Source organism: Secundilactobacillus muriivasis (assembly GCF_054785195.1).
The window spans coordinates 24,025-36,107 of sequence record NZ_BAABMI010000057.1; the positions used below are offsets into that span (position 1 = coordinate 24,025).

The 12,083-nt window shown below is 48.2% G+C and carries 10 protein-coding genes; 3 read left to right on the forward strand and 7 right to left on the reverse strand.

Going from position 1 to position 12,083, the window contains the following annotated elements:
* Positions 1-32 precede the first annotated feature (32 nt).
* On the reverse strand, positions 33-923 hold the full coding sequence (locus tag ACYVR3_RS12600; RefSeq protein WP_461244536.1) for a LysR family transcriptional regulator: 891 nt from the start codon (positions 921-923) through the stop codon (positions 33-35).
* A gap of 137 nt (positions 924-1,060) precedes the next feature.
* Between ACYVR3_RS12600 and ACYVR3_RS12605 the strand changes: the two genes are divergently transcribed.
* Positions 1,061-2,680, forward strand: a complete 1,620-nt coding sequence (locus tag ACYVR3_RS12605; RefSeq protein WP_461244537.1) for a malolactic enzyme — start codon at positions 1,061-1,063, stop codon at positions 2,678-2,680.
* Positions 2,681-3,045: 365 nt separating this feature from the next.
* Here the strand turns inward: ACYVR3_RS12605 and ACYVR3_RS12610 are convergent, their stop codons facing one another.
* A complete protein-coding gene (locus tag ACYVR3_RS12610) occupies positions 3,046-3,786 on the reverse strand; it encodes an amino acid ABC transporter ATP-binding protein (RefSeq protein ID WP_054733308.1) in 741 nt (246 codons plus the stop codon).
* Between the two features lie 24 nt (positions 3,787-3,810).
* The gene (locus ACYVR3_RS12615) at positions 3,811-4,527 is read right to left on the reverse strand and encodes a gamma-glutamyl-gamma-aminobutyrate hydrolase family protein (RefSeq protein WP_461244538.1); all 717 of its coding nucleotides are present in this window, start codon (positions 4,525-4,527) and stop codon (positions 3,811-3,813) included.
* Positions 4,528-4,768: 241 nt separating this feature from the next.
* Between ACYVR3_RS12615 and ACYVR3_RS12620 the strand changes: the two genes are divergently transcribed.
* Complete coding sequence (locus ACYVR3_RS12620; RefSeq protein WP_461244539.1) at positions 4,769-6,223, forward strand: ABC transporter substrate-binding protein/permease; 1,455 nt, start codon at positions 4,769-4,771, stop codon at positions 6,221-6,223.
* A gap of 113 nt (positions 6,224-6,336) precedes the next feature.
* Here the strand turns inward: ACYVR3_RS12620 and ACYVR3_RS12625 are convergent, their stop codons facing one another.
* The 4 genes from ACYVR3_RS12625 to nudC all read right to left on the reverse strand — a co-directional run bounded on the left by ACYVR3_RS12625 (position 6,337) and on the right by nudC (position 10,115).
* Positions 6,337-6,558 carry a hypothetical protein gene (locus ACYVR3_RS12625; protein ID WP_461244540.1) on the reverse strand — a complete coding sequence of 74 codons (222 nt, stop codon included), beginning with the start codon at positions 6,556-6,558 and terminating at the stop codon, positions 6,337-6,339.
* A 249-nt stretch (positions 6,559-6,807) separates the two neighbouring features.
* Entirely contained in the window at positions 6,808-8,178 is a 1,371-nt protein-coding gene (locus ACYVR3_RS12630; RefSeq protein ID WP_461244541.1) for an amino acid permease, read from the reverse strand.
* A gap of 449 nt (positions 8,179-8,627) precedes the next feature.
* Entirely contained in the window at positions 8,628-9,263 is a 636-nt protein-coding gene (locus ACYVR3_RS12635; protein ID WP_461244542.1) for a TetR/AcrR family transcriptional regulator, read from the reverse strand.
* Positions 9,264-9,290: 27 nt separating this feature from the next.
* Positions 9,291-10,115 carry an NAD(+) diphosphatase gene (nudC, locus tag ACYVR3_RS12640; protein WP_461244543.1) on the reverse strand — a complete coding sequence of 275 codons (825 nt, stop codon included), beginning with the start codon at positions 10,113-10,115 and terminating at the stop codon, positions 9,291-9,293.
* Positions 10,116-10,334: 219 nt separating this feature from the next.
* Between nudC and ACYVR3_RS12645 the strand changes: the two genes are divergently transcribed.
* The gene (locus tag ACYVR3_RS12645; RefSeq protein ID WP_461244544.1) at positions 10,335-11,780 is read left to right on the forward strand and encodes an MDR family MFS transporter; all 1,446 of its coding nucleotides are present in this window, start codon (positions 10,335-10,337) and stop codon (positions 11,778-11,780) included.
* Positions 11,781-12,083: the final 303 nt, after the last annotated feature.

The following is a 12,083-nucleotide window of genomic DNA, read 5'->3' on the forward strand; positions in this document are numbered from 1 at the left end:
AAACGACAACCGGATTTTTCGGTTGTCGTTTTTTAGTTCGTTTTGCGCAACGTCTCAGAAATCGTTGTCACGACCTGCTGTTGCGCCGGCGTAAATACGTGCGACCGCCGATAGACTAAACTCGTCATAAATTGCGGCACCTGCTCGTCTAATAACGGTACACGCACGACATCAGCATCCTGCTCCAAAATGGTCGTGGTTAAAAAACCGATGCCAACCCCATCCGCAATCAGGTTCAGTAAACTCTGCGTCCCGTTAGACCTGAAAACGACGTGCGGCCGGAAGTGGTTCTGTTTCGCCAAATCATTGAAGGCGCGGTTGTGAATGAAGCCGCCCTTGAACAGGACAAAGTCTTCACCCTTCAAATCCGCAAAGTAAACCCCGGGTTGTTTCGCCAACGGATGCGTGCGCGCAACGTAAATCGCAAAGGGCCGCTGATCAAACACCACCGTCTCTAAGTTAGGATCGTTTAGCGGCGCCACTGATCCCAACAACGCAAGATCAATCGTCCCTGCCTGCAAAGCCTCCAAAGTGGTCATTGACCCCTCCTCAAATGTTTGCAGGCGATCCAGTAACTTCGCTTCCTTCAACCGTTTCGCAATTTTTGGAAAATAAGTATTTTCAATAATCGGCGGTAATCCCAGCAATAGTTTTTCCTGCTTTTGATTTTGCAGCTCTTGCCGGAGTAATTGATCCTCGTTCACGATGTTGGTCGCGTGCACGAGGAGTTGCTGGCCACTCGGCGTAATCAGCAGATCACCGTGCGCGCGGTGTCGAATCAGCAGCGTTGTGTCCAGTTCCTTTTCCAGTCGCTGTAACGCAAACGTGATGGTCGGTTGACTGACATGAAAATATTGCGCCACTTGAGAAAAATTTTTAATTTCGGTGAGTTTAACAAAGTAAGCTAAATCCCGGATATTCACGACGATCGCATCCCCTACGCGTTATTTTAAAGCTTCTTTCTCCCATTATAACCATTTCTTATTAAGAGTGAGTAAGTTGACTATCAAAAATCAACGGCGTTACACTGACCTTATTCAAATACGAAGAAGGCCAAAACATGTCACGTCAATTACTAAACGATCCATTCCAAAACAAAGGCACTGCCTTTACCACTGCTGAACGTCGCTCACTTGGTTTAGAGGGCTTACTGCCACCTTACGTTCAAACGCTTGATCAACAAACTGAGCAAGCTTATGCCCAGTTCCAAGCGGAAGCAACGCCCCTAGCTAAGCGTCGGTTCCTGATGACGATTTTTAACGAAAACCGCGTTCTTTTTTACAAATTGTTCAGCCAACACGTTGCTGAATTCATGCCAATCGTTTACGATCCCGTCATCGCGGACAGCATCGAGCACTACAGCAGCCTATTCGTTGATCCTCAAGGCGCAGCGTTCTTGTCCATTGATGATCCTGATGCCATCCAAGCCAGCTTAACGAACGCCGCAGCTGGTCGCGACATTCGCTTGATCGTGGTTACCGATGCTGAAGGCATCCTTGGTATCGGCGACTGGGGCACTAACGGCGTGGATATCGCCGTTGGTAAGTTAATGGTTTACACGGCCGCAGCCGGTATCGATCCATCGCAAGTCCTCCCAGTCGTTTTGGACGCCGGGACGAACAATCAAACCCTATTAAACAGTCCCCGTTACCTTGGTAACCGCCACGAACGGGTAACTGGCAAGCGTTACGACGAGTTCGTTGATCAATTCGTCACCACCGCCGAATCACTGTTCGATAACCTCTACCTGCACTTTGAAGACTTCGGTCGCGATCACGCAGCTAACTTGTTGGCCAAATACCGGGATCGTTACACCATCTTCAATGATGATATTCAAGGCACCGGGATCATTACGTTAGCCGCCGTCCTTGGCGCACTCAACGTGTCAAAACAATCCTTACTCGACCAACGCTACCTGTGCTTCGGTGCCGGAACTGCCGGTGCCGGCATTGCTAAGCGGGTTTACGATGAATACCTGCAACACGGTTTAACCCCCGCTGAAGCCAAAAGTCACTTCTACCTCGTCGATCGCCAAGGATTATTGTTTGACGATGATGCAACGTTAACCCCAGAACAACGGGAATTCGCCCGTTCCCGGACGGAATTTGACCACCCCGAAACGTTGACGACTTTGGCTGCCGTAGTGAGCGCCATTCACCCAACGATTTTAGTCGGTACATCAACACAACCGGGCACCTTCACCGAGGCCATCATCCGCGACATGGCAGCTCACACCGAGCGGCCAATTATTTTGCCATTGTCCAATCCAACCAAATTAGCCGAAGCCAGCGCAAAAGACTTGCTGACTTGGACTGACGGTCGGGCGTTGGTCGCCACCGGGATTCCAGCCGATGATGTGACGTTAAACGGCGTCACTTACCAAATTGGCCAAGCCAATAACGCACTCATTTACCCAGGGTTAGGCCTTGGCGTCATTGCTAGCACGGCAACGACTTTGAACGATACCATGTTGTCCGCCGCTGCTCACTCCCTTGGTGGGTTAGTTGACCCAGATCAACCCGGCGCCGCAATCCTACCACCAGTTACGCAGTTGAATCAGTTCTCAACTGCAGTGGCTAAGGCGGTCGCTCAGAGTGCTGTGGATCAGAAGTTAACGCGGACAGCCGTTACAAACGTGTCGCAGGCGATTGCTGATACGCAGTGGGTACCAGAATATTAATCACTATTTTTTGAGAGCGGAACAGACTCGCGTGACCCAGTTTGGGGTTGGCGGGTCTGTTTTTTTGTGATGATGGGATGATTAACGTCAAAATTATTGCGTTTATGGGGCTGTTTGTTGCTGAGTGCTTCTTGGCGACGCTCATTGCTATTACTTTGTTTTCGGCGCCTCATTGACTTGGATGTTCCGGATAATCGGTTTTATTGTATAAACTGATTACGACACTTCACTTAGGCTACCGCGCCGAAACGTGCGAAGAAGAGCAGAGAGTTGCATATAACGACGTCCGCCCCATACTGGCGAAGCCCAGCCAGTATGGGGCGGACGTCGTTATACTCCACTCTCTAAACGCTCTTCTTCGCACTCTAATGCGTAATAATCTTCCCCAAAAATTGCCGTGCCCGCTCATTTGTTGGTTGACCATCGAAGAACTTCTCCTTCGTATCATCTTCCAAAATCTGACCATCTGCCATGAAAATTACTCGGTTAGCCACTTCGCGCGCGAAGCCCATTTCGTGGGTCACCACTAGCATTGTCATGTCGGAATCTTTAGCGATATCCTTCATAACGTTCAGCACATCATCGATCATTTCGGGATCCAGCGCACTGGTTGGTTCATCAAACAACAGGGCTTTCGGCTTCATTGCCAACGATCTTGCAATGGCGATTCGTTGCTGTTGGCCCCCTGATAATTGTGATGGGAACTTTTCAGCTTGGTTGACCAAATCGACTCGGTCCAATAAATCCATCGCAATTTTGCGGTTTTCTTCTTCTGGTCGTTTTAACACCATTCTTGGTGCCAACATGATGTTTTCCAAAATCGATTTGTTAGCATACAGATTAAAGTGTTGGAACACCATCCCTACGTTCTTACGAATTCGGTTCATATCGGTCTTCTTTTCTGCTAGATCCTGACCGTTTACGATCAACTGGCCCTTTTGAATCGTTTCAAGACCGTTAATTGTGCGAATCAGCGTTGATTTACCAGAACCAGATGGGCCAATCAGCACCACCGTTTCGCCACCATCGATTTTTAAGTTAATATTGTGCAATGCGTGGTAGTCGCCATAGTATTTTTCAACGTTATGAAATTCAATCATTGACATGTGAATCCCTCCCTTTTCTACTATTTAATGTGCGCGTTCAATGAGATGATCAAAAATGCTGATGAACGCCGGGATCGTTTTAAACATCCGCTCTGGATGAAACTGAACCGCAAACACGTTGCCGTCAGCTGATTCGATGGCTTCAATGACGTGGTCGTCGCTTTCCGCCACTGCGGTAAGGCCCTTTCCCAAATCGTGGATGGCTTGATGATGGAACGTGTTGACCAAGAAGCGGTGCCCCATCAACTTATCTAGGAATGAATCGGCCGTCGTTGTGACGTGCTGGGTAGGAATCTCCCAAGACGTTGGTAACTGGTTATGTTTCTCAGTCGCGCCCATTTGAACGTAGATGTCTTGGTACAACGTCCCACCAAGCGCAACGTTGATGACTTGTTCACCCCGACAAATACCTAAAATTGGTTTATGAGCCTTCACAGCTGCCTTCACCAACGCAATTTCAAATCGATCGCGGTAAATATCCGACTCAGCCATTTCCCGAATTGGTTCCGTATCATATAGTACCGGGGACAGTCCCTGCCCACCAGCTAACAACAACCCATCAACAAGTTCTATGTAGTCTTCTGCATCGCTAGGATCGCCTAGTGGCAAGACAACGGGTAAGCCACCCGCTTTGCGGATCGCGTCCACGTAGTCTTTTTGGATGTAATCAAAATAGTTCGTATCTAAAGTCTGAGTTGGGTGAATCATGTGGTTGCTAGCAATGCCAATTTTAATGGTCAAATCAAGGCCCTCTCTCTGAATATTAAAATGAATATTAGAGTGAATATTCAGAATATTTAAACCATTTTTGAATGAATATCACTCGTTACATTAAAATATACTAATTATTTTCTAATGTGTCAAGTATAGCGTATTAACGGTAACTATGCGTAATTCAGAGATGTATTAATTAGAACAAGTCACTTTTATTTTCATATAAAGCGTGGTATAGTATTCAAAAACCGCCAAGGATGTGAAATTAATGAGAAAAAATTCGATTAAATTCTTACTTACTTTTGTTTTTTTATTCGTTGGAATCCTCGCCTTACCAACTGGTGCAAAGGCTGCTGATCACTATACAATTGGGACTGGGCCGACCTTTATGCCGTTTCAGATTCAGGATAATCAGGGTACATATACCGGTAAACATCCGGGATTAGAGATTGAAATCTTCAAAGCAATCGCTAAAAAAGAACACTTTACTTACACCTTTAAACCCATGGAACTCACCGCCAACATCACGGCGTTGGAAGGCAATCAGACTGACGGTATTCTGGCCGCACTGATGATCACGCCTGAGCGGAAAGATAAAATCGATTTTTCAGATTCCTACCTAAGTGTTGGGCTGACCTTGGCCGCCCCTACTAATAGTAAGATCAAGAGCTGGAAGGATTTAAAAGGCAAGACCATCGCCGTTAAGGCCGGGTCAACTTCCGAGGCCTACGCTGAATCCGTTCAAAAGAAGTACGGCTTTAACCTCCGGCGTTTCAAGGATAGCAACACTGAATTTAACGACGTCTTAGTTGGCAATACCGTTGCGGCCGTTGATTCAACCGCCACCGTTGAATACGCCATTAAGAATAAGATGAAACTACACCTCGTTGGGAAAGCCTACAATAAGAATCCGGTTGCGTTTGGGGTTAAGAAGGGCACCCATAAGAAGTTGCTTCGTCAATTTAACGCGGGTTTGAAAGCCATCAAAGCTGACGGCACCTACAATAAGATCATCGAAACCTATCTCGGTAAAAACAGTACCGTTACGGGGTCAACCAAGATCGACCGATCCTTCATCGGCCTTCTGCGCGACAACGCCACATCGTTCTTAGACGGGATTAAAATGACCGTCGAGATCACGATCGTTGCAATCATTCTCGCCACCGTTATCGGCGTCGTTTTGGGGATCATGGGCGTCTTTCCAAATAAAGCGCTTCGGGCCATCTCCACCACTTACGCCTTCATCTTTAGAAGTATCCCCGTCATGGTGCTGGCCTTCTTCGTCTATATCGGGATTCCAAACCTGACCGGGCAAAAGATTCCACTGTTCGTCGCCGGGGTCGCCACGATCACGTTGGAAAACAGCGCCTATACCGCGTCATTCGTTCGCGGCGGCATCAATGCTGTGCCAAAGGGCCAAATGGAAGCTGCTAGAGCGTGTGGTCTCTCCTACCTGACCGCCATGCGCCAAATCGTGCTCCCACAAGCCGTCCGCATCATGGTGCCATCCTTCATTAACCAATTCATCATCGCCTTGAAAGGCACCTCAGTGCTGTCAGCCATCGGGGTCGCCGAACTGACGCAACAAGGGACGATCATCATCGCCAAGAACATGGAAGGGTTCAAGGTTTGGTTGCTGATTGCGGTCATGTACCTGATTTTGATTGGTATTTTGACCTGGTTATCAAATGCCGTGAAAAAGCATTATAAGTTGGCGGATTAGGCCATCACTATCACCATTATTCCAAGCCTCAAAATTTTCACTGAGTACCTCAAAAAGGAGCAGTTAAGCGGCATTGTCCGCTTAACTGCTCCTTTTAGTTCTCTGTCAGTTGACTAATACCCACCTGCTCGATGATACGCGTCAATTATCGGCTGACTCTTTTTGTCTAACCATTCAAGGTATGTCATATCAGTTAATTCTGCCTTTAATTTAGGATCCGCATCCGGTGATGACAATACCGATTGGCGATATCTTTCTGTTCTTACAGGATCCGTAAATAACGCCAATAAATATTGTCGATACTCAGTGTTGCTAAGGCTATCCTTCAACGCCATCTTTACGCCTCCGTTTCATTAGAAATGATTGCAAGACCCGACCATATAAAACAAGAGCGGCATAATATTATATTGATAAGGATCGAACAGACTTCTTAACTCACCATCATTTAATTTGTCAGCATTACTTCTCGACTATTACATAGCCTAAACGTGTAAAAAATCGCAGAACCCGGCCATATAAAGCAAGAGCGGCATGAACTCCCAAAAACCGGGAGTTCATGCCGCTCTTGCTTTATATTCTGGGTCCTAAACGCGATTTTTGACACGCTGGGGCCGGTAAACCACCTGATAAACCACCAACATCACTGCGAAGACGACCAATGAAATAATCATCGAAATTCGCGTTGAAGCGTTGAATAACAGGAAGACTAGTACGGCACAGAAGAAGATCAAGCTGACCCAATCAGTCACTGGGTAACCTGGCATCCGGAAGGCTTTGGCTCCGTCTGGGTTAGTCTGGCGGTATTTGATATGACACCACAACAGGATGACCCAAACTAAGACGAAGTTGATCGTTGAAACGCCGGAGATCAACGTAAAGACGCTAGCTGGCATGAAGTAGTTCAAGATAACGATGATGAACAACACTAAGGTTGAGAAGTTCAGGGAGTCGTTTGGCACCCCACTCTTGCTTAACATCATGAACCGCTTTGGTGCGTTGCCCCCATGACTCAGGGCGTGCAACGTCCGGCTGGTACTGAAGAGACAGCTGTTGGTTGCGGATAAGGCGGCGGTCAAAACCACGAAGTTCAAGATACCGGCAGCCCCGGTGATCCCGATGCCAGAAAATACTTGGACGAACGGACTAGCCGTTGTGGTGATCCCGTTCCAAGGGTAAACACTCATGATGGCGATCATAGACCCCACGTAGAACAACCCGATCCGAATTGGCAAACTGTTGATGGCCTTAGGCAAGTTTGCTTCGGGATCGTTCGTTTCCCCAGCGGTCAACCCGACCATTTCAATCCCGACAAAGGCGAAAACAACCATTTGGAAGGACATCAAGAACCCGTAACCCCCGGTTGGGAAGAACCCACCGTGATTGACTAAGTTAGCGAAGGAGGCCGTTTGACCATCGACTTTGAAGTGGATAATGGCTAAAGCGAACCCGACGACAACCAGAATAATAATGGCTAACACTTTGATCATCGAGAACCACGATTCCATTTCCCCAAACGCCTTCACGTTCACCCGGTTGGTCAAATACAACAGGATCAAAATGACGAACGGTGCCACCCACTGCGGCAGGCTTGGGAACCAGTATTTAATATAAATCCCGGTTGCAGTTAAATCGGCCATTGCTAAACTGATCCAGCAGAACCAGTACAACCAACCCGTGACGAACTCCATCCGATCACCCAGGTACTCTTTTACAAAGTCCAAAAATGAATGCTTGCTGGTATCGGATAACAGCAATTCCCCGATTGCTCGCATCATGAAGAAGCAAAACAGGCCGACAATGAGGTAGGCCAAAATGATCGATGGGCCAGACGTCCGGATGGCGCTCCCAGATCCCAGGAACAGACCAGTCCCAATCGCCCCACCGATGGCAATCATCTGTATATGGCGACTCTGTAGCGACCTAGATAGTTTTTTCTGATTCTTACTCGTTTGCATACATGCTCTCCTTTTCTCTGACTGAGGGTCCACCGGGTGGTTCTGGCTGACACAAAAACGGCGCCCCTTGCACCTACCACACGTTATGGTAAGTACAAGGGGCGTCGTAACGCTGTTCCACCCAAGTTTCACAGTTCCTTATGAACTGCCTTTAATCGCTGATATCGGTTGCGCAACCTGTTTGATGTTTCTGCCATTTTCTAGTACTGGCTCTCAGCAACTCGCCAGCTCTCTGTCCGTCTTAAGACTTCTTGCTTCACATTCTACTTTAATATTTTTAAAATGCAAGGGGTAGGAATAACGAACATTAATTTGGAATAGTCTACAAACGTTATTATTTCGCTGGTTTGTCACAGGTTAAAATCACTGAAAAAAAGTTTTTTTATTCTAAAATTAAAATATAATTAGAATTTTTAATTAAAGTCCTAAAGACCGCTTTCATTACTTAATTAACGCTGTTTCAAATACTGCCGAAACACCGGCATCAAAACCGTCTGCAACAGTGTTTCAAACCGCTCTCGCGTCAGTGGTCGGTCATCACCATAGAGCATATCGCCCAACATCATAACTGGTAAATCCAGCACCATTTCATCGATCTCGGCCATATCCAGTTCGTTGCGGGCCGCCGCCTGTTCAAAAATCTGCCGCACCATTTGCGTGAGGTAGTTTTGGCGACCGATTTTTTCGAAAAAATCCCGCATCGAGATACCGCCTAAGCGCTCACGCATCAAGCCCATCATGTTGCGGTAGTGGAACCGATCCAAGGCACCATACAGTGTCTCAAATAGCGCTTCAAAATCACCTTGAAAAGAACCAGTATCGGGCTGCTCAAATTGGTAATCGCCAATCTGTGTTCGTAACGCCGCTAATACGATTTCAGACTTTGCATCCCAGCGCCGGTACAGAACGCTCTTATTCGTGTGTGCATTTTGGGCAATCATATCCATGGTGAGATCTTCGTAACGAACCGTTTCAATTAGCTTGAGGGTGCTCGCAAGAATATCCGCCTCCAAGGCTTTGCCTCGTCGGCGATGCTGTGGTCGCTTAGTTTGGTTCGGTTGCCCATTCTCGTTACTTGCAGCCATTACGCGTTTGCCCCCTAAATCATGTTTTTAAACTTCTGCGTGCCGAAATGCTTCAATCATCCGCCACGTCAAACTCAACGTCGTGTCATCCTTTGGCAGATCCTTTCGATCGTACCAAGCCGCGTTTGCCAGTTCATCTCGCTCCAACTGAATCGCAAGATCCTCGTTCAGATCCGCAAAGAATCCCATTAGTACGGACCCCGAGAATGCCCATGGTTGGCTCGCGTAGTAGCGAATATTATGAACTGCTAAGCCAACTTCTTCAGTCACTTCCCGTTGTACGGTGGCCTCCATTGACTCACCAACCTCAACGTAGCCAGAAATCAAGGTTCGACGCCGGTAACCGTTCAAATTCCGGGTCAACAACAAGCGGTCGCCATTTGTTACGCCAACGATGATTGCCGGCGCAATGGTTGGAAAAATCTCCCGGTGACAGTTGGGGCATTTAAGCGCCCGTTCCTCAGTCTCACGTACCATTTGATGACCGCAGCGGCCACAGAAGCGATTAGCCGCATACCATGACGCTAAGTGACAGGCAGTCGCTCCCGCATAGCCCAACCATTCTGGATCCAGATGCCGAAACGCGCCAACATCTTCGTACCGGTAATCAGTCGTCTCGACCACCGGATCCTCAATCAAGTAAAACCGCGACTGGTCGATTGAAAACAGGTAGGTGTACTGTTCCAAATCAAAGTGCCACTGCGCCGTCACTTCTTTATAGCGTGGAAGTTGTTTACCCTTGTAAAGCACAGCTTTTCGATCATGGTAAATCACAACGTAATCGTCCTTAGAGGGCGCCGTTTTTCGGTTATAGTGGTTGTCAAATACTTTGGGTGCAATGTCTTGAAACATGGTCCTACCAGCTTTCTATCACGTTAGCCATCACCAAAATCAGTGACAGTGCGCTACGGTTATTTAACGTTAATTATAGCATGGTTAGTTTAGCGCCAACACACCCGAAAAATAATCGTTTTTAGTGATTGACATTCAACGACGTTAGAATTAAGATACTCTAGTACCTAATATTAGAGACTAAAGTTCCTTATTTTCTAAAAATTGGAGGCCATCTCAATGGCAAAACAATCTGTAGCAACTAACGCTTTACCAAAATCAATCGTCAACCAAGCCTGGATTATCGTTCTCGGTGCCATCGCACCCTTACTAGACTCAACGATGGTCAACATCGCCATTAACCACCTTGCGCGTGATTTCAATACCTCACTTAGCACCGTCCAGTGGGTCGTTACCGGTTACCTGCTCGCAATGGTGGTTGCCGTTCCGTTCACCGGCTGGTTGTCGCAACGTTTTGGCGGTAAAGTCGTCTTTTTAGGCGCCGAAGTCCTCTTCGGCATCATGTCACTTTGCGCCGCCCTGTCATGGAACATCGATAGCCTAATCGCATTTCGACTCATTCAGGGATTTAGTGCCGGCCTGATCACGCCACTTCTCACCACGCTACTGGTCGATGTTGCCGGGTCCGGTGCCATGGGTCGGTTGATGGCCGTCGTTGGGTTACCGATCATGTTAGGTCCCATCGTTGGCCCCGTTATCGGTGGTCTGATCGTTCAGTACCTGAGTTGGCGCTGGATCTTCTTCGTCAACGTACCCGTTGTAATCATCGCGACTTTGTTGATTTGGTTCAAATTACCGATAACCGCACCAAAAAATGTCCATGCCAAATTCGATTGGTTGGGCGTTCTCCTGTTGGCCGGCATGTCTGCCAGCATCGTTTACGGGATCGTTCAAGCCAATTCCAAAGCAACGTTTAATAACAGCACCACAATTGCTTACGTGGCAGTCGGTCTTGGGTTAATGATCGTCTACGGCATCTACGCCGCACTCAAAAAAGAAACTGCCGTTGTCCCACTATCACTCTTCAAAAAACTAAACTTTAGCGGCGCAATGATCGGTCTCTTCCTCGCTGGCGTTGCAACCAACGGGCCAATGCTGTTACTGCCACTCTTCTTCCAAAACCTGCGTGGTCAATCCGTCGCGATGGCCGGTTTGTCCCTGCTGCCTCAAGGCATCGGCATGCTCCTCGCACGACCATTAGTTGGCCGACTGATTGATTCAATTGGCGCCCGTTTCGTCACCCTTGGCGGCCTTGCGATTACGTTGATTGGTTCCATCCCATTCGTTTACTTTGATCAAACTACCAACTACTGGCTCCTCATGACCATTCTCTTCATCCGTGGTATCGGCGCCGGCGCCATCATCAGTCCACTTATGACCGATTCTTTCGTTGACGCCGACCGCCACTTCTCCGGGCAAATCTCCATCGCAACCCGAATCATGCAAAACGTCGGCGGTGCTTTTGGTTCAGCGATGCTGGCCACCATCGTCGTCAACTACCAAAGTCAACACGCCCACACCCTAACCACGATTGCCACCAGCTATCAGCAAGGCTTCCTCTGGGCAGCCATCTTCACTGCCATTTTAGCTGTTCCGGCACTGATGTTGACGAATAAACTTGGAAATAAATCAACCAAGGCTGCTAAATCAGTGGCTGGTCGTTAGGACTCGTTCGTGAAGCACAGTGATTCTGGTCTTCTATAGTGGGAAGATGCTGCGGGAGGCTCCGGCGCTATGCGAGGCTGGAACGCAGTGGCCAGATAGGCTTCCAAGCTTCGCTGGGTCGCGGGCCTACGAGCTAGGAATGGGCAAAACCCGCCCATGCCGGATCTCTCCGGACCCGCGTATGACTAAAGCACTCGCAGCCCGGACCTCACGGACTACGACTGCTTAAGTCATACCGACACTGCTGAGCCTCACGCGCCTCCGCCTCCCGCTACATGGTGCGCTGTTGTCAACCAGAACCGC